General features: G+C 56.3%; 17 protein-coding genes. 10 read left to right on the top strand and 7 right to left on the bottom strand.

Translation table 11 applies throughout. From position 1 onward, the window contains the following. The first annotated feature begins 16 nt into the window (after positions 1-16). Positions 17-1204 carry a hypothetical protein gene (locus GGR27_RS18835; RefSeq protein ID WP_168040271.1) on the top strand — a complete coding sequence of 396 codons (1188 nt, stop codon included), beginning with the start codon at positions 17-19 and terminating at the stop codon, positions 1202-1204. 332 nt (positions 1205-1536) lie between these two features. Beyond that, the gene (locus tag GGR27_RS18830) at positions 1537-2079 is read left to right on the top strand and encodes a PepSY domain-containing protein (protein ID WP_168040269.1); all 543 of its coding nucleotides are present in this window, start codon (positions 1537-1539) and stop codon (positions 2077-2079) included. Between the two features lie 144 nt (positions 2080-2223). Here GGR27_RS18830 and GGR27_RS18825 read toward each other — a convergent pair whose 3' ends face one another. From GGR27_RS18825 to GGR27_RS20210, 3 genes are all read right to left on the bottom strand, one after another. Beyond that, positions 2224-3513 carry a T9SS type A sorting domain-containing protein gene (locus tag GGR27_RS18825; protein ID WP_168040267.1) on the bottom strand — a complete coding sequence of 430 codons (1290 nt, stop codon included), beginning with the start codon at positions 3511-3513 and terminating at the stop codon, positions 2224-2226. Beyond that, positions 3513-4994 (bottom strand): SUMF1/EgtB/PvdO family nonheme iron enzyme, encoded by a 1482-nt coding sequence (locus GGR27_RS18820; protein WP_168040265.1) that lies wholly within the window; start codon positions 4992-4994, stop codon positions 3513-3515. Before GGR27_RS18820 ends, GGR27_RS18825 begins: the two co-directional genes overlap by 1 nt. A gap of 448 nt (positions 4995-5442) precedes the next feature. Continuing rightward, complete coding sequence (locus GGR27_RS20210; protein WP_245184762.1) at positions 5443-5628, bottom strand: hypothetical protein; 186 nt, start codon at positions 5626-5628, stop codon at positions 5443-5445. Between GGR27_RS20210 and GGR27_RS18815 the strand changes: the two genes are divergently transcribed. Genes GGR27_RS18815 through GGR27_RS18805 form a run of 3 tightly spaced genes read left to right on the top strand, consistent with a single transcriptional unit; the run spans position 5572 to position 8143 of the window. Continuing rightward, on the top strand, positions 5572-6399 hold the full coding sequence (locus GGR27_RS18815; protein ID WP_245184763.1) for a TRAP transporter substrate-binding protein: 828 nt from the start codon (positions 5572-5574) through the stop codon (positions 6397-6399). The two genes, GGR27_RS20210 and GGR27_RS18815, sit on opposite strands and share 57 nt — an antisense overlap. Continuing rightward, positions 6396-6872, top strand: a complete 477-nt coding sequence (locus tag GGR27_RS18810; RefSeq protein WP_168040263.1) for a TRAP transporter small permease — start codon at positions 6396-6398, stop codon at positions 6870-6872. Before GGR27_RS18815 ends, GGR27_RS18810 begins: the two co-directional genes overlap by 4 nt. Further along, entirely contained in the window at positions 6869-8143 is a 1275-nt protein-coding gene (locus GGR27_RS18805; protein ID WP_168040246.1) for a TRAP transporter large permease, read from the top strand. The genes GGR27_RS18810 and GGR27_RS18805 overlap by 4 nt, the downstream gene beginning before the upstream one ends. 160 nt (positions 8144-8303) lie before the next feature. Here GGR27_RS18805 and GGR27_RS18800 read toward each other — a convergent pair whose 3' ends face one another. The 4 genes from GGR27_RS18800 to GGR27_RS18785 form a co-directional block, all read right to left on the bottom strand. Then, on the bottom strand, positions 8304-10775 hold the full coding sequence (locus GGR27_RS18800; protein ID WP_168040244.1) for a heavy metal translocating P-type ATPase: 2472 nt from the start codon (positions 10773-10775) through the stop codon (positions 8304-8306). 23 nt (positions 10776-10798) lie between these two features. Continuing rightward, entirely contained in the window at positions 10799-12040 is a 1242-nt protein-coding gene (locus GGR27_RS18795) for an efflux RND transporter periplasmic adaptor subunit (RefSeq protein ID WP_168040242.1), read from the bottom strand. Positions 12041-12248: 208 nt separating this feature from the next. Further along, positions 12249-16580 (bottom strand): CusA/CzcA family heavy metal efflux RND transporter, encoded by a 4332-nt coding sequence (locus tag GGR27_RS18790; protein ID WP_168040240.1) that lies wholly within the window; start codon positions 16578-16580, stop codon positions 12249-12251. 142 nt (positions 16581-16722) lie between these two features. Beyond that, positions 16723-17055, bottom strand: coding sequence for a DUF6660 family protein (locus GGR27_RS18785; RefSeq protein WP_168040238.1), 333 nt, complete (start codon positions 17053-17055; stop codon positions 16723-16725). 331 nt (positions 17056-17386) lie between these two features. Here GGR27_RS18785 and lhgO point away from each other — a divergent pair, with 331 nt between their 5' ends. The 5 genes from lhgO to GGR27_RS18760 all read left to right on the top strand — a co-directional run bounded on the left by lhgO (position 17387) and on the right by GGR27_RS18760 (position 25749). Then, a complete protein-coding gene (gene lhgO / locus GGR27_RS18780; protein WP_168040236.1) occupies positions 17387-18592 on the top strand; it encodes an L-2-hydroxyglutarate oxidase in 1206 nt (401 codons plus the stop codon). A gap of 144 nt (positions 18593-18736) precedes the next feature. Further along, entirely contained in the window at positions 18737-19777 is a 1041-nt protein-coding gene (gene darG / locus GGR27_RS18775) for a type II toxin-antitoxin system antitoxin DNA ADP-ribosyl glycohydrolase DarG (protein WP_168040234.1), read from the top strand. Between the two features lie 190 nt (positions 19778-19967). Further along, entirely contained in the window at positions 19968-22334 is a 2367-nt protein-coding gene (locus GGR27_RS18770; RefSeq protein WP_168040232.1) for a tellurite resistance TerB family protein, read from the top strand. 1 nt (position 22335) lies between these two features. Continuing rightward, complete coding sequence (locus GGR27_RS18765; protein WP_168040387.1) at positions 22336-23640, top strand: ATP-binding protein; 1305 nt, start codon at positions 22336-22338, stop codon at positions 23638-23640. Positions 23641-23652: 12 nt separating this feature from the next. Continuing rightward, entirely contained in the window at positions 23653-25749 is a 2097-nt protein-coding gene (locus tag GGR27_RS18760; protein ID WP_168040230.1) for a DEAD/DEAH box helicase, read from the top strand. Positions 25750-25801: the final 52 nt, after the last annotated feature.

Here is a 25801-nt window from a genome sequence, read left to right as displayed (position 1 = left end):
CCCTAAACACCCCCCCGTGCTACGTTTCTTATTTGCGTTATTTATTACTTTACTGAGCATTTCCACATACGCACAAATCACTTTCGAAAAAGGCTATTTTATTGATAATGACGGCCGGCGGGTCGACTGCCTTATCAAGAACGTAGAGTGGATGAATACTCCGACCCGGTTCAGGTACAAACGATCCGAAGAAGAACCGGAGAAGTGGGCAGAGTTGGGCAACGTCCAGGAATTTGGGGTAACCGATCAATCCAGGTACCTGCGCGCCGGGGTGCAACTCGACCGGTCCAGCAAGAATGTTCAGGAGCTGAGCGTTTACCGCGCGGTGGATACTACCCGAGAAGTGCTTTTCCTGGAGGCCTTGGTGGTCGGGGAGGCGAGTTTGTACAAATACGTGAGCGGTAATTTACTCCGGTTCTTTTTCAGTACTGGCGACGGACCGATCAAGCCGCTCACCTACAAAAAATACCTAACGAGCACCATGGCGGTAGGCACGAACGACCGGTACCGGTTTCAACTGGCGACGGAGGTGTTCTGCCCGGGGGCGTCTGAAAACTCAACTGCAAACCTGGATTATTCCCAGCGCCCATTGGTGGACTATTTCGTGCGCTACAACGAGTGCCGTAACGAACCGTTCGTAGCCTTCACGAAAACAACTTCGAAAAGCGCCTTCAGGTTAAGCATCCGTCCCGGCATTTACTCGGCTTCGTTGGCATATGGACTTAATAATAATGGCGTACGCGACGTAGAATTAAGTGGACTCGGCTACCGGCTTGGGGTGGAGTTAGAGTTTAACCTTGCGTTTCATAGAAACAAGTGGGCGCTCTTGGTGGAACCGACGTACCACTCGCTCGCGTCGACGAAGAACCGGAACCCGGGCCAGACACCCGAAGTCAATTACAGTTCTTTTGAATTACCGGGAGGCGTCCGGCATTACTTCTACCTGAACGATAAATCCGCAATTTTTCTGAACGCGCTCTACTTGCTGGATTTTGGGAAAAAGAAGGCGATTACGTTCAGTAACGACAACGGTTTAAATTTTGGCTTTCAGGGCAGTGTTGCTGGGGGGATCGGCTTTCGTTACGGAGACAAGGTGATTGCCGAAGTGCGGTATCAGCCGGGGCGGGACGTACTGAACAGTTACGGGGGGTTCACTTCGAGTTTTAAAACGCTGTCGCTCATCATTGGGTATTCACCGTTTTGAGGCGAGAGGTAAGTATTCTAATTGTCGTTGATTTAACTGATCTGATTGCGATCAACTTTGCAGTGTTGGTTTTTCTTAGTTCCTGCGCGCTCATTGAACTACCCGTTGACCGTTGCGTATCTTTCTAGGCAGTCAAAGCAACCGCCATTCGTCGTCGGTTCGTGGATTGTGGGGATACGAACTAAGGGTGGCCGCCAACCTGTGTTTGTCTCGAGTACCGACAGTATGTTTGGTGAGTCGTACGATCTACGATTATCTTTCGTCACGGGCTACCCGCGAAAAAGGTTATTCCCGCCGACCAAGTAACCCCGTCTTAACCTATCCTAACCCCCGTGCCCACCCGCCGCCAACACCACGCCACCTGGCTCCGCCGCACCCGCCGCCTCCACCGCTGGACGGGCGTGACCCTCTTCGTTTTCTTTTTCGTAGTCGGCGTAACTAGCGTACTACTCGGCTGGAAGAAGAACAGCGAATATTTACAACCGGCTACCCGGAGCGGGACGGCCACCGAACTGACCGAATGGCTGCCGGCCGCCGGGCTACTTACGCTAGCCCAAACGGCGCTAACTGACTCATTAGGTAGCAACCATCCCACCGAAATCGACCGGCTGGATTACCGACCGGGCAAAGGCATCGTCAAATTCCTCTTCAAGGACCATACGTGGGAAGTTCAACTCGACGGCGCTACCGGGGCGCTACTGAGCATTGGCGTGCGCCGCGCTGACCTTATCGAGCAGATCCACGACGGGAGTATTGTCGGGGATACGTTTAAAGTCATCTACTCCAGCATTATGGGCCTGGCTACGGTTGTTTTTACGGTATCGGGCTTCTGGCTTTGGTACGGGCCGAAGGTGATGCGGCGGGCGGGGAAGTAACGGGCTTGCGCAACGAGAGGGTAGAACAAGTGCTCTACGAAGAACGGTTTTGGGTTTAAAATGAGATCCACTTCGCAACGACCGAAGTACCAGGATATTGAGCCTTCCTAAAGAACCCGGCACCCGCGACCGCGCCCCCAAACCCTACCGCACAATAATCAATTTACTACGCACCGACCCCCCGACCATCAGCCGAACTACGTAACTACCAGCCGCCAATTTCCGCCGAAAATCAACCGGCGTAATCGCCCCGCCAACCACCACCGACTGCTGAAGTAGCCGGCCGGCGACATCGTAAACGCTCAGTGCGGCATCCCCCGCAAAACCAACCGGCTCGACGTTGACCGTGCGGCCATCGCCAGGGTTGGGGAACAGACGGAAATCCCACTCTGCGGCGGCGTCCTCGTAAAAGACCTCGCGCAGGCCGCTCAGTTGGAAGGTGCCGTCGAAATCGGTCGTCCGGACCCGGTAGTAGCTCGTGCCGGGCAGCGGGCTGTCGTCGGGCAACTCGTAGTGGGGCTGCTCGCCCGGCTCGGTGAAGCCGGCGGCCAGCGTGGTGCCGACCTCCGTGTACGCAACGCCGTCGGTCGTGCGCTCGATGGTGAAGAAGTCAGTGTCCACCTCATTCTCCGTTACCCATTTGAGCAGGACGAATTTCTCGTGCGGGATTGCCTCGAAGGAGATCAATGCCAGGGGCAGGGCAACGGCCGTCGTGGCGCTGGCGTACCCGTCGTCCGTGCTGCCGCGGAACAGTGCCGCCAACTCGGCGGACATCAGCATCACCGACACCCCGCCCGTCGCGTAGCCGTCGTCAACGCTGCCCCGGAAGAGCGCGGCGAGTTCAGGACCCATCAGTTCCAGCGCAGCCGCGGCGGTGGCGTAACCATCGTCGATGCCACCCCGGAACAGCAACGCTTGCTCCAGCGCCACCAACTCCAAAAAGGTAGCGGCGCTGGCGTAGCCGTCGTCCACGCTCCCGCGGTAGAGGGCGCCAAGCACGTTTATGATCATATTCAGATCGGCTTTTTCGCTGGTGTAGCCATCGTCCACGCTTCCCCGGTAGAGGGCGCTCAGGCCGGCGATGTTTTCCATCAGGTTAGCGCGGGCGGTCGTGTAGCCATCGTCGGCGCTGCCTCGGTAGAGGGCGGTCAGTTCGGCGATGATCGTCATGATGTCGGCCCCGGCGCTGGCGTAGCCGTCGTCGCTACTCCCCAGAAACAGGGCGGCTAACTCGGCGGGGCTGTAGGCGGCGCTCGTGAGGGCAAAGGCGTACCCGTCGTCAGCGCTGGCGCCGTAGACTTCGGGAAACTGCGGGCCGAACTCCGAAGCCCGGGCGGCCGTGGCGTAGCCGTCGTCGTCGCTTCCCAGGAACTGGCCGTAGAGTTGGCAAGTCAGGGAAGGTAACAGGAGGAGAATTAGGATTACGTATTTCATTACTGTACGGTGATACGGACTACACCCCGGAAACCTGATACCCCAAATGCGGTACCGGCGATCTCGCCATTGAAGCGGTCGTCGATAAGGAGCCGGGGTACGTTAGAGGCAAAACTCCCTCCTTTGTAGCAGATGATTTCCTCGGTGTCCAGTGGGTTGCCCCAGGTGTCGGCCACCGCGTCGCCGGAGGCACTGAGGGAATTACCCTGGTCGGACCACCCCAGGCTTCGGGATCCCCCGTTGACGGCATTGATCGTCATTTCTAGGAGGTTGCCGGCCATATCCATCACGCCGTAATAAGTGCCGCCCGTTTCCTCGCGGGCCGCTACGGGGGAGCCGGCCGCGATGCCGCCGGTACGGATGGGACCGAGGCTACTTCCTGGGCTGGCGTTGATAAATGTTGGTCGGGTTCGAATATAAATCGCGTTACCAACGTTGCGCGGCAGGTTAGTACCAACTTTGACCGTTTCGGCACTCGAGTTTTCGTTGACGATCGTGTACGTGGTGGTCGCGATGCGCTGCGTCCCCCACACGTAGTCGAGGCCGCTGGGCTGGTTCGGGCCCCGGCACGCCTTGACGTATTCGAGTTCCGTCAGCGGGCCCATCTTTGCCCAGGCCAGGTAGGCCAACATGGCGTTGGTGCTTATGTAGTTAACCGGTACGTGGGGTAGGGTGGTGCTCATCTCGCCGTCGGTGACGGTGAGTTCGTTGCGGCCGGGAAAAGATTCATCGATGGTGAGGCCCCGGTTGGTCTTTTGATTAAAGGTGAGGGTGTTGTAGAAATCGGCGTACTGCTGCTGGGTCGTTTCGTACTTCATCACAAAAAAGCCTTCGGTTCCCTTAGGAAAGTCCGCGCCGATGGTACCGGTTTCGGGACCGGCGTCGCTGTCGGTTTGTTCTAAGGCCAGTACTTGAGTGGGCCCCCAGGAGATGGCGTTCTCGTTCGTTACCCGGTAGTTCGTAAAGTCGGCGGACGGGCCGGTGGCGGTCCTGCCGTACCAGCTATTGAAAGCGCGTTCGTTGAAACTACCGAGCCCGTTGAGGAAGTAGCCCCCGGCGGGGATGTACACCATTTCGATACCGAAGATGCGGACTTCGATGTCGGCGTTGTTATCCGTCGGGAGGGTCGGCAGGTCGGTTCGTAGGCCGTTGAGCGAGACGTTGCCGGCGTAATCGGCGCTGGGGTGGACGAGTACGCGGTCGGCGTTGCTCACGTAAGTGAAGCCGGCGGGCAGGTTGAGCACGTCGTCCATCCGCGCCGTTTCCCAGGCCCCGCCGTTGCGGCTGATCTTGGCGAATAAGTGGACGGCGTCGAAGTTGGCCGGGCCGGTGCTAACGCGCCAGCTGTTCTGCCAGCTCAGGTCGTAGGTGACGTACAGTTGGCCGTTGTCCGACTGCAGGGTGAGGTTGGTGATCTGTACGTTGCCCGCGTAACTCAGCAGCGAGGAAAATAAAAAGGTGAGCGTAAGTAGTGTTCTCATGGCGAAGAATTGTTGGTTTACCTTTCTATGGCCGTAGTGAGTGACTGCGTTACACGCTGGACGCAAATTTTTATTTGGGAAAGCTTTTTTTGCGCGGCCGCGGGTGCAGAGAGAATTGGTGAAGAGCCGGGGGCGTGTGCTTACCGATTGCCGTAGCGATAAAGGGACACTGACGCTCGTGGTAAAGGTTTTGGCGTCGGTCGGTAGCCCTACTTTGGGACTTCCGCAGATTGGCCGGGAATATCTACCTGACGGTCCCAGATCAAGATTTGCGCTCAACAACGGTTCCTAACTTACTGGCTACCCACTGTTTTCGGCTGCTCCCCCCAGAAAACCCGGCACCCGCCCCGATAGCTATCGGGGCGCCCAACTCCCGAACAATCACTAAATTGCCCTTCCTTACCACCAACCCAAAGCCAACCCCGCCATCCGACTACTCCGCTACCTGCTAATTGGCCTCCTCCTGACCGGCGCGTGGGGCTGCCGGGCTCCCGACGAACCAGAATTCCTTCTCCGCGCCAGCCTCCTGGTAGCCGAAGACCACACTTGGTTCCGCGCCTTCGAGCACTTCGGCGAACTGCTCGACGAGCGCTCCAACGGCCGCATCAAACTCCAAACCTACCCGTCCGAGCAACTCGCCAAAGAGATCGAAGCCATCCGCATGATCCAGGCCGGCGTGATCGACATGACCACCACCAGCGCCCTACTCAGCAACTGGACCGAAATCATGACCTTCTGTGAAATGCCCTTCCTGATGGGAAGTATGGAGGAAGCCGACGCGATGCTGAACGGACCGGTCGGCGCGCGGATCAACGCCGAAATGATCACCAAAACCGGACTGCGGCCCGTCGGCTACTTCCAGGCCGGGCCCCGCCACCTCACCTCCAACCGGCCCATCCGCCACCCGGACGACCTGAGCGGATTGATCATCCGCATCCCAAGTATTCCCGCCTTCATCACCGCCTGGGATGCGCTCGGCGCCAAGACAACCCCCATCGCCTTTTCCGAAGTATTCACCTCCCTCCAGCAGGGTGTGATCAACGCCCAGGAAAATCCGCTGCCGCTAACCAACATGGCGGCGATGTACGAAGTGCAGGACTACGTGAACCTGACCAGCCACAACTTCGGCTGGACCTACCCCGTGATCGGCGAGAAAACCTACCAACGGATGCCGGCGGATTTGCAAGCCATTTTCCTGGAGTGCGCCCGGGAAATGCAGGTCTACGAGCGGCAACTGTTCACGGAAAACGACACCAAAGTGCGCGCCGCGCTCGAAGCGAAGGGAATGGAATTTATTGAAGTCGACCGCGCCGCCTTCGTGAAAAAGCACGGGAACGCCATTTATAACACCCTTTCGCCCGCGATGAAAGAAGTTTACCTCTCCCTAAAAGACACCATCCAATGAGGCCATTCGTCAAGTACGTCGGTGTGGCCCTGAAGTGGGGGACGCTGCTCAGCACGCTCGGCTTCGTGGGCTGCATCCTGCTCCAGATCTTTGCCCGCCTGTTGCTGCCGACCGCGCCGTCCTGGACGGAGGAGGCCGCCCGGCTGTTTTTCATCATCGCCATTGGCTTCTCGGCCGGGCTGGCGCTGCGGAGTGGGGAATACGTGAATTTTGATTTCTTTTACGACCGGATGAGTCTACCCTGGCAACGCCGGATATCTTTTATAATCGATCTGCTCACGGTGGTGCTCTTCGCCATCTTCACCTTTTTTGCGGTGCAATTCACGCTGATGGGCTGGGCGGAGAGCTCGCCGAGCCTGAAGTTTCCGATGGCGATTCCGTTTGCGGGGATGCTCATTATGGGGCTGTCGCTCCTGGTGTACGCCGTCGACCGGCTGCGCAAATACTTCACCGCCAACGCCGCCGGACAATGATCGCGCTCCTCCTCTGCACCTTCGCCGTCTGCATCCTGCTGCGGTTTCCGATTGCCTTTTCGCTGGGTATCTCGTGCCTGCTTTTTTTGCTCGTAGAGGGCACACCGCTCATCGTCATCCCAATGAAAATGTATTCGGGCATCGACGTATTCGTTTTATTGAGCATTCCCGGTTTCATCATGGCCGGTAATTTGATGAACCACGGCGGGCTGACGGAAAAGATCATTGCTTTTTGTAATCATTTGGTCGGGCACATTCGGGGCGGATTGGCGCTGGCCAACATTGCCGCGTCCATGCTTTTCGCGGGTATTTCGGGGACGGCCATTTCCGATACCGCGAGTATTGGCTCCGTCATGATTCCGGCGATGAAGAAGGAAGGGTACGACGCGGCGTTCGCGTGTGCCGTAACGGCTTCGTCGTCCACCGTGGGGCCGATCATTCCGCCGAGCGTGTCGATGATTATTGCCGCTACGCTGACTGGGTTGTCGGTCGGTAAGTTGTTCCTGGCCGGGGCGATCCCCGGTGTTTTGCTGGGTGTTAGCTTACTGGGGTACACTTACTATATCTCGCGTAAAAGGCAGTACCCGAAGCATGAGCGGAGTAGTTTGCGGCAAATCGGCAAGGGATTCATCGATACGTTCTGGGCCTTGCTGATGACGGTGATCATTCTCTACGGCATCATCGGTGGTTTGTTTACGCCAACGGAGGCGTCGATCGTGGCGGTGCTGTATGCGCTGGTCATTGGTATTTTTGTGTATAAAAAACTGACGTTGCGCCGGGCGATGGTGGTTTTTCTCGATTCCATGAAAACCTCCGCATCGTTAATGGTCTTAATCGGCTTCGCTAATTTATTTGGGTATATTCTGATTACGGAGCAGTTGCCGCAGATCGTCTCCGGGCAAATCCTCGGCTTTTCGACCAATCCCTACGTGGTCCTGCTGCTGATCAATTTACTACTCATTTTCGTCGGCACTTTCATGGAGACCATTGCCGCCTTGCTCATCCTTTTTCCGATCCTGCTCAAAGTCGCGTTGGCGGTGGGTATCGACCCGATTCACTTCTCCGTCATTGCGCTGCTCAATTTGATGATCGGCCTCACGACGCCGCCTTTGGGCGTTTGCTTATTCGTCGCGGCGGGCATTGGCAAGGTATCGATTGGGGAGGTTAGCCGGGCGGGGTTTCCTTTCTTGCTGGTTAGTTTGCTGGTCCTCGCCTTGGTTACGCTGATTCCAGAATTATCGCTGTGGTTGCCGCGCTTGTTTTTGGATTGATTTTTTTGCGCGGTCGCCTCGACTAAGTGCGGGATTAGCTATGCGTCGCGGGTGCAGGGGAAATACGGGCAGCCGAGTGTTCGGATGGATAAGGTAAGCAGCGCGGCTAGTCAATTATTCGAACACTCGACATTACCCGTCAAGGAAAAGAAAGGCGGTACTAAGGCGCTTTATACCCAAGCAACCGCAGCGCATTACCAACCACCACCAGCGTAGAGCCCTCGTGCGCGATCACCGCAGGGCCGATCTCCGCAATACCCAGCAGCGTAAGCGGAATCAAAATCGCCACCATACCCAAACTCATGATCAAGTTCTGCTTGATGATCGACTTGGCCTTCCGGCTCAGCCCGATCGCGAAGGGAAGGTTATCCAGCCGGTCCGCCATCAGGGCCACGTCCGCCGTTTCGAGGGCGACGTCGGAGCCGGCCGCGCCCATGGCGATGCCGACCGTGGATTTAGCCATGGCGGGGGCGTCGTTCACCCCGTCGCCGATCATGGCCACCATGCCTTCTTCCGCGCGGAGCCGTTCGATGGCCGCGACTTTGTCTTCGGGCAACAAACCGCCGAGTGGGTTGGTGATACCGATGTCAGCGGCCACGGCGTCGGCTACTTTCTGGTGGTCGCCGGTGAGCATAACCATCTTCTCGATGCCGAGTTTTTTAAGCGCGGCGAGGGTTGCTTTTGCTTCGGGGCGGGCAACGTCCATCACGGAGATGACACCGAGGTAGCGGTCGTCCTGGTGCACGATCATGGCGGTGTTACCGGTGTCTTCCAACTTAGCCATCCGCTGGTCGATCTCGGCGGGGATGTCGGCCTCGGTCAACTCGCGGAACAAGCGGCGGTTACCGATGTGGACCGTTTTACCAGCGACCGTTGCCTTGACGCCCCGGGCGGTGAGGGCTTCGAGGTTTTCCGCCGAAATAATATCGACCGTTCCTCCGAGCCTTTCTTTACCCCCCTTGACGATGGCCGCGGCCAGTGGGTGATCGCTCAATTCCTCAACGGCAATGGCTACGGTTAACAACTCCGTCTCGGTCACTCCCGCGGACGGGATGACTTCCGTAAGCCGGGGTTTGCCTTCCGTCAGGGTACCGGTTTTATCGAACGCCAGGGCGTTAATGCCGCCGAGGTCTTCGAGCGGTCGCCCGCCTTTGATGAGCACCCCCTGCCGGGCGGCGCGGGCGACTCCGGCTAGCACGGCAGAAGGTGTAGAGATGGCTAACGCACAGGGGGAGGCCGCCACCAGCACGGCCATCGCCCGGTAAAAGCTTTTGGAGAACGGCTCGTCGATCACCAGGAACGCAAAGAGCAACAGGACCACCAAAGCAATTACGGCGGGGACGAAATAGCGCTCGAACTTATCCGTCAGCTGCTGGGTGGGGGATTGCTGCGTTTCGGCTTCCTTCACCAGCGTGACGAGGCGGGAAAGGGTGCTGTCGCCAGCGAGCTTGAGCACCCGGATCTCGAGCGGCGAACTGCCGTTGATGGTGCCGGCAAAAGCGCGGTGTTCGGGGGCCAGCGTACCGAGTTCCGGGGTAGCGGAGGGGTCGGGTAGGGGGCTTTTGTCAACGGGGACACTCTCGCCGGTAATCGGTGCCTGGTCGACGGCGGAGGTTCCGCTGACGACGGCACCGTCGGCGGCAATCTTCGAGTTGGGCCGGACGACGATCACGTCGCCAATTTTTAATTCCTCCACACCGACCTCAGTGGTCGTTCCGTCGCGTTTGACCAGGGCGGTGGGCGGCGCGAGATCGGAGAGGGCGGCAATGGATTTGCGGGCGCGGCCCATCGCGTAGTTTTCCAGGGCGTGGCCGATGCTGAACAGAAACAGCAGCAACGCGGCTTCTTGGAATTCGCCGAGGGCGCAGGCTCCGGCGGCGGCAACGAGCATCAAAAAGTCGATCTCGAACTTCCCCTGGCGGATGGTCTGAATCGCCTCGATGAGAATGAAGTATCCCCCGAGCAAAATAGCAATGACGAACAGTACCGTAGGGATGACCTCCGCAACTCCGGCCAGGAAACTGAGCACGAGCCCCGTCAGCCAGAAAACACCGCTACCGATGGCGAAGTACAGTTCCGTATTCTCACCGAAGATGCCGCCGTGGTCGTGGTTATGCCCGTCGCCGGCCCCATGTTTTTCCTTACCGTGCTCCCCGGGCCCGTGGTCGTGGCCGGCGTGATTGTCCTCGGTTACTTTTCCGGTCACCCGGAGGTCGGTCTTAGTAATTGCCGTCCGCACGGCACTTTCGTCCGTCAGGGTGCTGTCGTATTCGATCCGGGCAACCCCGGCACCGGATACGACGGCTTCCAGCACGCCGGGTGCTTTACCAATTTGGTCGCCGAGTTGGCGGGCGTGCCGCTGGTGGCGAATACCCGTCACGTCAACTAATAAATGTCGGTAGCGGCCGGTAATTTCCGCCCCGGTACGTCGGGCGATGGCTTTTACTTTTTTCAGGGACAATTGCTCGGAATCGTAGTGTATGCAAACTTCCGGCGTAGGGCCTTCTTTAAGGTGGGCTTTTTCAATGCCGCCCTCGGCATTGAGCGCGGTTAGGAGGCGAGTGACGCACTGATCGCGTTCGTCGGGTATTTGGGGGAGGAGGACGGGGAGGTCCAGTTGTATTTTACGCATGATATTATTTTTGTCGGGTAATTTTAGTGTTCGTGTTCGAGCTCTCCGGCCTGGCTCTGGGCGTAGACGAAGTACGCGCCCCGGGTAACGATGCGCATGGTTTCCGGTAGTGGGTCGATCAGGCGAACGGCGGTGTAGCCCCCGTCCGTGATGCCGGGGTTGACGCGGAGGCGTTCGAATGCCACCTCGTCTCCATCGTTTTCGGCCGGGGCCACGAAAATGTAGGCGGATTCACCGTCGCGCAGCACGGCGGCTTCGGGAAGGGCCCGCACGGTTTGGTCGGTAAGAAAGATGCGCGCTTCGACGAAGCGGCCCCGCACGAACGGCGGTTGCCGGCCGGTCGGGTGCGCGTGGATGCGCACGGTCTTATTGGTTTCGTTAAATTCTTTGCCGATCACGTGTACGGTAGCTTCGTACCGTTCGGGGCCGAGGGAGGGAATGGTGTAAGTCAACCGTTGGCCTTTGCTGATCTTGGCAACGTCCCGCTCAAACACGTCGAGCTCGAGGTGAAAATGACTTTCGTCAATTAATTCCATTAATTTAATGTTGGGTTCGACGTACATCCCCTCGTGCATGGCAATGCTGGTAATGTAGCCGGCGCGCGGAGCGAAAAGCGTGATGCGATTAGTGATGTTATCGGGCAAAAGGCCGGCGGTTCTAATGCCCAGATATTCCAGCCGCTGCTTAATGCCAGCCAGCTGAGCCGTTTTCGCCGCGACCTCGGACCGGAGCCGTTGGACATTCTTTAAAATACCGGCTTCGGCGGCCAGTAACACCTCCTGGCGTTCCAATTCTTGCCGTAAGAAGGTTAATTCCGCAATTACTTCCAGGTAATGTTGCTGGTGGTCGATAAAATCGGGATTTTCGAGGTAGCCGAGCACGGCCCCTTTTTTCACGTAATTGCCTTCGACGTAATTGCGGGCGTTACGGACGAAGCCCCGCGCGCGGGCACTGACGTCGGCGTAGCCATTGGGCGGCAGGTCCAGGGTGCCGGTGGCGGAGACAAAGTCGTTGATCTTCAGATTAACGAAATCACCGAAACCAATGTCCATGGTTTCCAACTGTAGGGTAGTGAGGTGAATCCCTTCCTCCCCGCCGTGATCGTCGTGGTCTTCGTCGGCGTGGTCGTCCTGGACCGTGTTGTTATTATTAACTACTGTCCCAATTTCTTGGTCATCTCCTGCTTCTTGGGCGCGGTCGCAGGTGCAAAGAAGGAACAGGAGGAGCAGTGCGGAAAGACCCCCACCTAAGTACTTCGATACCATTAAACGAATATCTCGTATCCCTCTCCCCCGGCCCCTCTCCAAAGGCAGAGGGGAGACAGCATAGCCGATGGAGCAAGAAGGAAGTAGCGATAAATTCGTCCAAGCACCTATACGTTTTATATAATTCATTTTATTATTTTATTTATTCCCGGAGGGGCGTATACCGTAGCGTAGGGTGCAGCCCACGTTTTCATTATCCCTAGTTTCATTATTTATTAAGAAACAGAACCCGAGCAACACCCTGGTTATAAAGCAGTAAGCTATCGAGGTAGCCGACACCGTTGTCGGCCAGGAGGTCGAGGGCATTAAGCAGTTCGAGGTAACTGATCTCGCCGGCCCGGTAGTTGAGCCGGGAAATTCGGACGATCTCGGGGTTGATCGTACTTAATTGCTCCCGGTAAAAAGCCAGGGAAGCTTCGGTCTCGCGGAGATCGTTCAGGGCCGCCAGCTGCTGGTTGCGACGGCGCAGGCGGGTGGCTTCCAGCTGGGATTCCGCAACGGCCACGCCCAGACGCTGGGCTTCGACGCGCCGCTTGGTCACTTTGTTGAAAAGCGGCAGCGTCACCCCGGCCTCGATGCCGCTGAGGTAACCACCCGCGAAATACCGTTGGGCCGCATAGCCAAGACGAAAGCCGGGCTTGAGGTCGGCGCGCGCCCGTTCGATGCCGGCGCGGGCAACGGCAATGTCCTGCCCGGCAAGTCGGACGGCCAGCGTACTTGCCGACGTATCGGTCGTAAAGGGAGAAGCAACCTGGCTGAGCGTATCGGCGACGGTAACGCCACCGTCGACCCCGATCAAAACCCCGATCCGTTGGCGTAACGACCCGACGGCGATCCGCGCCCGTTCGGCCAGTAACTCCTGTTCCCGTAGGCGGGAACTCAGGTTGAGGACTTCGAGCCGGTTCGCTTCGCCCGCTTCCACGCGGATCAGTGCGGTGCGGTAATACTCGGCGTAGGTTGCGACCAATCCTTCGTAGAGCCGCAACAATGCTTCCCGCTGTTGGAGTTCGTAGTAGCGATTACTGACTTCCAACGTGAGTTCTGCCGCGGTGAGTCGGCCCCTGACTTCGTTAGCCAGCACGATGGCCTTCTGGGCGGTATTATTCGCCCGGGTGGCGGCCGGGTGCGCGAACTGCTGTACGACGGAGAATTGGTTGACCCGCTGTTCGTTTTCCCGAAAAAGGCCGTCACCCCGGTAGCTGATGTCGGTGTTGCCGGGGGAGTAGGGCAGGTTTTGCAGGCTGCGGCTCTGCTCGGTCAGTCGGTTGGCGGCGGTAACGGTCGGGTTGCGGGCATTCGCCACGGCGAGGGCTTCCGTAAGGGTCATTGGCGTAGGGATACCTTGCTCTTCCAAATCACCCGGCACCTGCGACCGCGCCCCGAAGGAAAACAGGAGCAGCGGGACCAGCACGACGGCCTTACCCACGCCTCCGCGCCGCTTTTTCCAACTTTCCATCCAACTGTAGAGAACGGGAAGGATGATTAGCGTGAGGAAGGTGGCGGTGAGCAAACCACCGATCACGACGGTCGCCAGGGGGCGTTGCACTTCCGCACCGCCGGAGTTAGACAGGGCCATGGGAAGGAAACCGAGGGAGGCGACCGAGGCCGTCATGATGACGGGCCGCAGGCGGACTTTCGTGCCCTCGATGATGCGGGCGCGCACGTCGTCCCAGCCCTCTTCCTTGAGCTGATTGAAGTAACCGATCAGGACGATGCCGTTCAGCACGGCCACCCCGAACAGCGCGATGAAGCCGATGCCGGCGGAAATACTGAAGGGCATGCCGCGCAGCTCCAACGCCAGAATGCCGCCGATGGCGGACAGCGGGATGGCCACGAAAATGAGCGCGGCCTGGCCGAAGCTGCCGAAGGTGAAGAACAGCAGGATGAAGATCATGGCCAGGGCCGCCGGCACGACAATAACCAGGCGGTCGGTCGCGGCTTTAAGGTTTTCGAACTGGCCGCCGTAAGTGAAGTAGTAGCCGGCGGGCAGCTCCATGCCCCCGTCGAGCGCGGCGCGGATGTCGGTGACCAGCGTTTCTACGTCCGTGTCGCCAACGTTGACGCCGATGACAATTCGCCGGTTGGTATTCTCCCGGCTGATCTGCATGGGAGCGTCGACGAGTTGGATGCTCGCGATCTCGCGCAGGGGCACCTGGCTACCGTTTTCCAACGGAATGAACAGGTTTTGCACGTCGGCGATCCCCGCCCGGTTGCCTTCCCGCAACCGGACGGTGAGGTCGAACCGGCGTTCGCCTTCGTAAACGGTGCCGGCGGAGGCCCCCGCAAAGGCCGTGCCGATCACGCGGTTTACGTCGCGGGTCCGGAGGCCGTACTGCGCCATTTTCGGATAGTCGAAATCTACGACGATTTGGGGCATCCCGACGGTCTGCTCTACGGTCACCGTGCCGACGCCGTCTAAACCGCTGATGATGCGTTCCGCTTCCTTTGCCTTGGAGAAGGCCAGGTCCAGGTCCTCGCCGTAAAGTTTGATGGCGATGTCCGCCTTGGTGCCCGTCATAAGCTCGTTGAACCGCAACTGAATGGGCTGGGAAAATTCGAGCCCGAGACCGGGGAAAACCCGCAGGGATTCCTCAAAGGCCCCGAACATTTCCTGGCGGCTGCCGGCCGACGTCCATTCTTCTTTGGGTTTCATGACAATGGTGTAGTCACCGATTTCTACCGGCATGGGGTCGGTCGGAATTTCGGCCGAACCAATGGCGGTAACGATGCCTTCGATCTCGGGAAAGTCACCCATCAGCTTGCGCTGCACCAACTCGGTCATCTCGATGCTTTGACTGAGCGAGGTGCCCGGCGGCAGGATCTGCTGCATGGCCAGGTCCCCTTCTTCGAGGGTGGGGATGAACTCACCGCCCATCCGGGAAAAAACAAAGAGCGCGACGGCGAAAAGAGCAGTGGTGGCAACGACGAACACTACCTTGAAGCGCAGCGCCGCCCGCAGTACCGGCGTGTACAAGCGTTGAAAAAAGTCGATAATCCGGTCCGCGACGGTACGCTTATTGGTGATGTTTTTATTCAGAAAAAGCGCGGACATGGCCGGCACGTAGGTCAACGACAGGATCAGCGCGCCGGCGATGGCCAGCATGACGGTCTTGGCCATGGGGGCAAACATCTTCCCTTCGATGCCGACGAGGGCGAGAATGGGGATGTAGACCATCAGGATAATGATTTCACCGAAGGCGGCCGAGCTGCGAATCTTGATGGAACTGTCGGTCACTTCTGCATCCATCCGTTCCTGACTAAGCTTTTGCCCCGCAAAACCAGCCTGGAGGCGGTGGACGATGGATTCGACGATGATGACCGCGCCGTCGACGATGAGCCCGAAGTCGATGGCCCCGAGGCTCATCAGGTTGGCCGAGATGCCGAGCACGTTCATCATGCTGATGGCGAAGAGCATCGCCAGGGGGATGACGGAGGCGACGATCAGCCCGGCCCGCCAGTTTCCGAGCAGTAGGATAAGGATGAAAACGACGATCAGGCCACCTTCGAGCAGGTTCTTTTCTACCGTGCCGATGGCGGTGGAAACAAGCTTGTCGCGCACCAGGTAGGGCTCGACGATGACTCCCTCGGGGAGAGATTTCTGAATCTGGACCACCCGTTCCTTGACGCGTTCGGTGACGGCGGCCGAGTTGGCCCCTTTGAGCATCATGACGCGGCCGCCGACGGCCTCCTCGCCGTTGCGCACCAGTGCACCGTAACGGGGAGCCCGGCCGAACTGGACCGTAGCCACGTCCTCGACCGTGATGGGTCGGCCACCACGGACGTCGACGACGATCTTGCGAATGTCCGCAAGGCTGGTGACGATGCCGTTGGTGCGGATGTAGTAAGTACGGGGGTTCTTTTCGATATAGGCGCCGCCCGTGTTTTCGTTGCTGTTCTCCAGCGCGGTGAAGACATCCTTGATGGTGATGCCGACGGATTTAAGTAGTTCGGGATCGACGGCCACCTCGTACTGCTTCAGGAAACCGCCCATGGTATTTACCTCGACCACGCCCTCGGTGCCGGAGAGTTGGCGGCTGACGATCCAGTCCTGGATGCTCCGCAATTCGGTGGGCGAGTACTGGTCCTCGTAGCCCGGTTCGGTGCGGACTACGTACTGGTAGATCTCCCCCAGGCCGGTAGAAATGGGGGCCATTTTCGGGGTGCCGAGCCCGGGCGGGATGTTCTCTTCGGCTTCCCGGAGGTGCTCGCTCACGAGTTGGCGGGCGAGGTACGTATCGGTGCTTTCCTCGAACACCACCGTGACGACGGACAGCCCGAACCGGGAGATGGAGCGGATCTCGACCAGGTCCTGGAGGTTCTGCAGGGCCAGCTCGACGGGTGTAGTGATGAACTGTTCCACTTCCTGGGTCGCCAGGGTAGGGGAGGAGGTAATAATCTGAACCTGGTTGTTGGTGATGTCGGGCACGGCATCGATGGGGATCTGGCGCAGGGAAAAGACGCCCCAGGCGATGAGCGCCAGGACGAACAACCCGACCACCAGCTTATTCCGGACGGAATACGCGATAATCTTATCGAACATGAAGGAGAATTGCTGATGCGCTTGTCCGTAGTCTCGCCAATTTGCGTAGTGCTACGTATCTGCAAGGCTGACGCACGGACAAACCCACCGGTTAAACCGATAGGTAACGGCGGGACGAGGGTGTCCCGCTAAAACGGTTTAACTACGCTCGGGGTGGCTGCCAGCTGGACGCGGCGAAAGTGCCGGGGTTCCAATTCTGGGTTGTGGTGGGCTGGGTGCTTCCTTTCGGCGGCAACGGCTGCGTTACCGTAAAGGCGAGTAGGGCGGGCGGTGCATCGAGCACGGCACCACAGCAGGCGCAGATACAGAAGGGGGTGCAGTGGTCTTCGTGGTCCGACTCCGGGTGGTCGTGGTCCGGGTGCTCGGCGTGCACGGAACCGGCGGCCCCGTTGGCGACCAACGAGAAATTATCCTGGCAGGGAACGAAGGCCAGGAGGAGGACGTACAGCGAAAAGATCAGGTGGATTAAGCGCACTCGACTGGTAACGCTTTGAGCACGCACGATTGTTTAATTCAGGGTTTTGATTTGAATGGAAGTTTATTGATGCTCGCTTCCGCCCGGAAGTGCTGGCTACCGTTCGCCCGGCTGGGGATGGAAGGGCCGGTGCCGCTAGCGTCGGCTAGGGGGCGACGCTGGCGTTCGCGGGGGTGTTTGGGCGGTCTTACTCGGATTAATTGGGTTGCAAAATATTTCTTAATGGGGTATTGTTTCGTCCGGTGCAGGCGGGGATACTATTCACACGCCGTTCGCCGCGCCTCGATTTGCGCCCCAACCGCAAACGCCAGTTGATGGCTATCTTCGCCGTATGCAAAAAACGACCGATCTGCTGATCATCGGGGGCGGAATCGTAGGCCTGGCCACCGCACTGGCCTGCCAACGCGCGGACGCCTCGCTCAAGATTACCGTACTGGAGAAAGAGCCCTCACTCGCCACCCACCAGACCGGCCACAATTCCGGGGTGCTGCATTCCGGGGTGTACTACACGCCGGGGTCGCTGAAAGCACGGATGTGCCGCAAAGGGCTGGCCCAAATGATCGAATTTGCCCGTGAGCACGATATTCCCCACGACATCTGTGGTAAGATCATCACGGCTACCGAAGAGGCCGAACTGCCACGCCTGCGCCAGATCATGGAGACCGGAAAGCAGAATGGACTAAGTCAGCTAAGCCTGCTCGATCGGGAAGACCTTAAAGAAGTCGAGCCACACTGCGGTGGGATTGCCGCCCTGCACGTCCCCGAGGCCGGCATTATTGATTATCGCCAGGTGGCCCTCAAAATGGCCGAAGAAATTGAACGCCTGCAACCGCGGTCACGGGTATTAACCGGTCAGGAAGTTCGCTCCATCACCACCGAAGCGGGTACCCACCACGTCCACACCGGCACCGATAAATTTCAGGCCGCTAAGCTGATCGTTTGCGGCGGCCTTTTTGCCGACCGGCTTGCCCGGGGGCAGGGGCTGAACGTCCCCGAGCGCATTGTGGGCTTTCGCGGGGATTACTACGAGCTCACGCCGCAAGCCCAGGCTAAAGTTCGGGGCCTCATCTACCCCGTCCCCGACCCCGCCTTCCCCTTCCTCGGCGTTCACTTCACAAAAATGATCGCGGGCGGTGTCGAGTGCGGGCCCAACGCGGTATTCACTTTTAAGCGAGAGGGCTACGGAAAAACGGACTTTAACCTCGCCGATACCCGCGACGCCCTCGGGTACGCCGGGACCTGGAAATTATTCGCCAACCACTGGCGCTTCGGTCTCAAGGAATATCACCGCGCTTTTAGTAAACGTCAGTTTCTACGCACCCTACAGCGATTGCTTCCGGATCTGACGGCAGCCGATATCCGCCCCGGTCGGTCTGGTGTCCGCGCCGTCCTGCTGTCCCCGGAAGGAGACACGCGCAGTGATTTCCGCATCCTGGAGGGTGAAAACAGCCTCCACGTCCTGAACGCGCCGAGCCCCGCCGCGACGGCTAGTTTGGCGATTGGGGAGGCTATTTGCTTGCGGGCGGGGTTTGGGTAACACTGGAGCTACTGTTTTTACCGTAGGTTTTTGCCGGACGGCGACCAATTGAATCATTCTACCGTGCCAAAAATTAATTTTGCGCGGTCGCGGGTGCCGGGTTTTTTTGCCAGACGGCCGGCTCGAAGCAAATACGTATCCTCCATGGTCTTTACGCGGGGCGATCTCTTCACCCATCTTACCGACGTACTCGTCAACCCCGTCAACACGGTGGGTAAAGCAGATAAAGGTCTTGCCCTGGAATTCAAAAATCGCTACCCAGGAAACTACGCAACGTACCGCGCGGCCTGCAAAGCGGGTAAACTAAAGCCCGGGCGCTTACTCATCACGGAAAACCGCGACGCGGCCGGCGAACGAATCATCGTCAACTTCGCTACCCAGGCCAACTGGCGCCTGAAATCACGCCTACCGTGGATCGCAACCGGGCTCGATGAACTACGAGAATACTTGCTGGCCAACCCCACACGCTCCGTCTCCCTCCCCGCCCTCGGCTGCACTCCGGGTGGATTACCGTGGGAGGACGTTAAAGCCATTATACAGGAAAAATTGAGTGGTTTGTCCAATAGTATTTTCATTTTCCAGCCTACGTCTGTATTACCCAATACCCTGGCACCCGTCCCGATAGCTATCGGGACGCCCCTGAAACACGGCAGCGCCATGTTGCTGCAATCCCTAATCAATTACGAGCGGAGCGGACTTCCCGTCACGCCCTTCGTCGCCCACAAACTGGTTTACTTTCTGAAGCGGATGGGCGGACCGTTCGGCGCTAACGTGACGTTCGTCAATTCTGCGCACGGCCCCGCCGCGCCGGCCGTCGCGACCGTCCTAAAGCGTCTGAATAACCATTATTTTACCGGATTAACCAGTGATGACTTTTCTCCGCTACAATTTATGAACGAGACGTATCCCTACGTCCGCCAGTTTACCGACCAACAACTGAGTAAACCCCAGCAACAGATGCTGGAGGATGTAATGAAATTAATCAAGGGCCACGAAAGTGTCTTCCGGCTTGAACTGCTGGCAACCGTTCACCTGATCCGGTATCACTACAAGCAAGACATATTTTCCCAGACGGTGGAGTTCGCTCGTGGTTGGTTGCAGCGGACTTCCGAAGAGATCAGTGCGGAGGATGTCGCCGGCGCTTTTGGTCGGCTGGATCGGTTTGCGGGGAAGTTGACCTTTTGACAAATCCGAAGGATTTTCACTAGAGCGAATTGAATACAATTCTTTTCTCAAGAGTGGATTGGTATAGTGACTATCGATTAGACCTAAAGACATAAGGGTTTTGCGACTAAACACGATATGCCGTAAAACATTAGCTAGAGTTTTTATACCTTGAGGCTCGGCCGTGCACTGTAGGTCAAATCTAGTTAGTATGACTCTTTTTTTCACCCTATTGGGTCTCTACATCCTTTACCGCATCTTTCTGAAAGGAAAAGAGGCCGGACCAGATAGTTATCAGCCCCCTTCCGCTGATGAAAGCACTAGAAGTTTTGAAAATATCGGGTTTGACAATACCATGGGCGGAGATGATGTTTCTTACGATATCGCTGAAAACTTTGCCAGCTCTAGGCAAAACCGCAGGGCGGATCAACCACGGTGGGTACCCTTCGGGTCAACTACCGAAGTGCACGGCCGCAACTTACCCGGCGGCGTCTACGTAGGGGTAATCGATGATCCTTACCGCTACAGTCTGACCCGCTATTATATTGACCCCGAAGAAAATGTGTCCTCAAGTAAATTCGGTGGTGATTTGTCTTATTGGCCTAGGTATAGCTACATGGAGCCCGGGCTAAGGGGAGCTTACCTGGATTGGTTGGGCAGCGGTGCAAGAAATACGGACGCGCAGACGGGGTTCGTGTTTTTGTACTTTTATGGCCTTGAGTACCGGCGATTTTACGATCAGCCTACGGAAGCGGATCGGCGGAAAATACGGGAAGAAGTTATTAGGTTACTTGTTGTCTTCGGTGATCGTCCATCCGTAAATCATTACCTCTCTGACTTTCTATTTGCCGACCAGTTTCAACGGGGTGACGGGATACCATTTTATGAATCAATCCCACGTTACGCGGAGCAATACGAAATCGATATACCTACCCGGTTAGCACTGTCTCAAGTGGCAAAGGACGGAGTTGCGCTACCTTCTACCTGGGCGCTGAAATTAGCCCTAACCCATGAAAGCGTTAGCTGGACGACCGTAATGCGTCGTTGCCTCCCGGAGTTGCAGGAACTATTTGCCGTGCGGTACGCTGAGGCACATGGGGACGGTATGACTTTAAAGGAGAACAAAAGCAAACTATCAATTACTTATAAAGCTGCGGCGGGTGAATTTTCAAAAGAACTTTTGCCTGGGAATAACCTGAGAAATACCGCTAGATTAGCCAATATGGCCAAAAGTCTCGGCGATATCGTACAAGACTGTGTTACGGAGCTCGACCGCTACAGTAGGTTTATAGGGAAATCACCAGAAGCAATAGGCACAAAAGCCGCTTACGCGCTACTCCCGCAAGAAATTGCTGCTGACCGAGTAAGAAAATTGGATGATCCCCTAATTCACTGGCTCAAAGAGCAAGTACCCGATGCGGGGAACGTAGTGATTCCGGCTTGTGAGTTGCTTGACCGCTACGATGATCGTCAATCAGCACGATTACAAAGCGGCTCCCTAAAAAAATCGGCGAACATTGGTTTATGCAGTCTGCTAGAAATGCTGGATATTGCTATTGTACCGGATATACGATTGGGGGAGAGAAAGCTATCCGTAGACAGTTCGGTTGTCCTGTATAAGGAAATGAAACCCCTGGATATAGCACCGAGTTCTGATTACGTTATTGCCGCAACTACCCTGAAGATACTAGCTACCGTAGCGGCTGGAGATGGCCTCATTCACGATGATGAGCTAGCGCAAATGAGCGAATACGTGGCTAAGTCTTCCGTGCCAACCGATCAGGAAAGACGGAGATTACATGCGTTGGTCAATTATTACACGGCGGCCCCGCCAACGCTTGGTTCAGCTACTAAGGAAATTAGCCATACCCTGGCTCAACGGCGAATAGTAGCTGATGCTGCTTTACGGGTGGCGATGGCCGACGGCTCCTTAGAAAAAGTAGAACTGAAAATGATGCGTAAACTCTATTCCGTACTCGGTCTGGCTGAGTCAGAAATTTTCAACGATATCAATAGTCTGAAACAGAGGCAGTCGAACAATACGAAATACCTGCCCCCGATAAGTGACGAGCCGGTGGTCGTAAGACAGGCACCACCCAACCGGGCGAAAGGAATTAGTGTACCGCCCTATACCCCCCAGGAAGAGACTACGAAAGAGATCATAGCCGAACCCGGTTTGTCACTCGATTTCTCTATAATCGCCGCTAAACGTGCTGAGACTGCTCGTGCCGCTAACCTCTTAGCGTCGATTTTTGAAGAAGAACTTGAAGAAGAAATGGAGGAAAGTGAGAATACAGCGGACAATAGAGACACTAATGCGGGTAAGTTGATAGCCGGATTAGACGTCAAGCACAGTAACCTGATCAAATTGATTTTTGAGCTCAAGTCCCCAAGCGGAGAAGTACCATTTGTCAAGTTATCTGAGGAGGGAGGTTTGATGCCCGGTGGTGCTATGGAAACCATTAACGAATGGGGATTCGAGAAGTTTGACGATTTTATCTTGAATGACGATGAGGACGTAGCACTGAACCCTGATATATTACCACAATTAAAATCATTACTACTTGAGTCAGCCTAGCATACCTAAACTACGGTCCCGGGACCGCCGCAGTCTTATTCAAGCACTACGTGCCGGCGTGGTGCCCCGAAGCGGTCTACAACATATTCAAGTCGGTCGGGCCAGTGAGTTGAGCGCCTTGGTCGATGACATAAATCACGTGGCTGACGGTGGCTCCACGATCCGGTTTATTATCGGTGAATACGGTTCAGGAAAAACGTTCTTTCTCAACCTGATTCGCTTGACGGCTCTAGAGCAAGGGCTTGTAACCGTGCAGGCGGATTTGACCCCGGATCGACGTCTGCAATCTACCGGGGGGCACGCACGTGCCCTGTACTCAGAGTTCATTAAAAATCTGGCTACTCGGACGAAACCTGACGGTGGTGCATTAACCTCCATTGTAGAGCGCTTTATTAGCCGTACGGTGCCTACGGGTGAGGACGGGTCGGCTGCCATTCGTGCTGCCCTGCAGCCCTTACAGGATTACGTCAGTGGCCACGATTTTGCCGCCGTCATCTCAACCTATTACGCCGCGTACACATCTGGCGATGAAGCTGTAAAGTCTGCTGCCATCCGGTGGTTGCGTGGAGAGTACCCCAACAAAACCGCTGCGAAAAGAGATTTGCCCGTTACTACGATCATTGATGATGATAACTGGTATGACTACCTTAAACTTCTTTCGCAATTCGTCCGACTGGCCGGCTATAACGGAATAATGGTACTCGCTGACGAGTTGGTCAATCTGTATAAACTCAATCACAAAGTTTCTCGAACGAGAAACTACGAACAAATATTAGCGATACTAAACGATAGCCTTCAGGGTCTAGCTAGCCATATCGGATTCATCTTTGGCGGTACGCCCGACTTTCTGCAGGATCCTTACCGCGGTCTCTACAGTTACGAAGCCTTGCAGACGCGCCTTGCTGAAAATAGCTTTGCCACAAACGGGCTCGTCGATCTTTCCGGACCCGTTATTCGTTTACAGAATCTCTCTCCGGAAGATGTATTTATCTTGCTAGGTAACATCCGACGAGTATTCTCCGAAAGTGATGAACTCATCGTGCCGGACGCCGCACTGAAATCCTTTATGTTCCACTGTCAAAAAACAATCGGTGATGCCTATTTCAGAACACCCCGTAGTACGGTCCGCGCCTTCTCCGATCTACTTGCCGTACTCAAACAAAACCCGGACGCGGTGTGGTCCGACCTGATCGAGAATGTCGGCATCGGAGTTGAGTCCAACCCGGACCTAGCCCCACTTGAGCAACCGGACGGTACCAATTCTCAAGGGAATGCCGATGATGAATTGACAGCTTTCACTTTATAAGCATTACTCAGTATGCAGAACCCCGGTGAGCGATCTCCTTACGACCAACTTAGTAACGGTGCAAAAAAGTGGATATATCAACAGGGCTGGTCTGAACTACGCTCCTTGCAGGCCGAGGCAATCCCGGCTATTCTTAGCGAACGTAACGAAACCTCCGCGACGCATCAGGACGTCATCATTACGGCCGCCACCGCAGGTGGGAAAACGGAAGCGGCATTTCTTCCTATTTTCTCCCACCTTGAGTTGTCCATAAATGATGCCGTTGGTAAGGGGTCTTTTCAAGTACTTTGTATAAGCCCATTGAAGGCGCTCATTAACGACCAGTACGTCAGACTTAAAAGTATGGGGGAGAGTTGTAAGGTGGCCGTTCACCGGAGGCACGGAGACGTGAGCGCCACCGAAAAGTCAAAGGCGTTCAAAAAACCGGGCGGGGTTTTTTTAACGACGCCCGAATCTTTAGAAGCGCTGTTTGTGCGGCGGAGCCAAGATGTGACTACCTGGTTTGCTAATTTGGATTATATCGTAGTTGATGAATTGCATGTATTCATCGGCTCCGAGAGAGGAAGGCAATTACAAAGTTTACTACACCGGGTTGAGCTAGCCACCCGGCGGCGGCCCTGCAGAATAGCTCTTTCTGCTACGCTGGGGGATATGTTGGAAGCCGGCCGGTTCTTGCGGCCCGGTCGACAACGAGACGCCCGTGTCATCAACGATGCCGCTGAGTCGAGTCGACTCCTTATTCAAGTAAAGGGATACGAAATTAAACCGCCAGAAACCACCACGGGCACAACGGATTCGGCGGACGACGTCAACCCCGAAGACGAGAATACTACTGCCCTGGACGTTATTGCTGACGATCTGTTTCGGCACTTGAATGGTCGGACAAACCTTGCTTTCGCCAATAGCCGCTCACGAGTTGAAGCACTTGCTAGTAAACTTCGGGAACGCTGCGAGGAAAAAGGTATCCCGCCCCAGTTTTTCCCGCACCATGGTAATCTATCCAAAAATCTTCGGGAAACGCTTGAGGCGAGATTGAAGTCGGATCAGATCACCACGGCCGTTTGTACCTCTACCCTTGAGTTAGGCATTGATATAGGTGCCGTCCACACCGTCGCTCAAATCACACCACCTCATGGCGTTGCTAGTTTAAGACAGCGGTTAGGCCGATCTGGTCGTCGAGATGAAGAAGATGCTATACTGCGGATGTACGTGCCGGAGTCGGACCTTAATCCAAAGTCGCCATTATCTCACCGCCTACGTCTGGATTTAGTTCAATCCATTGCTATTGTGGAACTACTCCTCCGTAATTGGTACGAGCCCGAGCGGGCGGGGGCACTCCACTTATCTACCCTGGTACAGCAAATAATCAGCGTCATCGTCCAACATGGTGGTGCACACGCTAAGGACCTTTATAGTGCATTATGCAGTCAGGGGCCGTTCGAGGCTGTTTCTCCGGTTATATTTTCCAGGGTCCTGAAATCCTTAGGGACAAAGTCTGTTATCCAACAATCTTCGGATGGTTTATTGTTGCTGGGGCGGGAGGGTGAAAAAATTAGTAGCCATTACACTTTCTACGCTGCCTTTGAAACGGACCGTGAGTTTACTATCCTGCATCGGGGTAAGAAGTTAGGCTCCATACCCATCAATAAAGTTCTCACAACTAAGGATACCATTGTTTTTGCCGGAAAAAATTGGCGAGTAACAGGTGTGGATGCCGATCGGGCGGCCATCTTGGTAGAGCCCAGCAGGGGCGGGCACCCTATCACGTTTGGTGGTGGCATCGGCCAATTACATACGGGCGTAGTGAAACAGATGCAACTGGTGCTCAGCTCGAAAACAGCATATAGTTATTTGGATTCTAAAGCTACAGATTTGTTAAAGCAAGGACGTACAGCCTATGAGGAAATTGGCTTTGCGGAAAGCTGGATACACGAAATGGAAGGCGGAATTGTATTGTCACCCTGGTTGGGCGACGCTGCTACGGAAACACTATGTCTACTGATCAGGCAGTTTGGTCTTGATGCTACTTTAGAAGGTCGTTTTGTTCTAATTAGTGGTTCATCTAACAATGGTCCGGGGAGGTTTTTAGGCTGCTCGGGCCGTACGTAGTCCGAAGTTAACCACCTCCGGCCACACTTTTTTAATTAACTGCGGGTGTAGG

The sequence above is a fragment of the Neolewinella antarctica genome, from assembly GCF_011927835.1.
Taxonomy (GTDB): domain Bacteria; phylum Bacteroidota; class Bacteroidia; order Chitinophagales; family Saprospiraceae; genus Neolewinella; species Neolewinella antarctica.
Note: the sequence above shows the minus strand (reverse complement) of the source record. Positions and strands in the feature narration are given on the sequence as shown.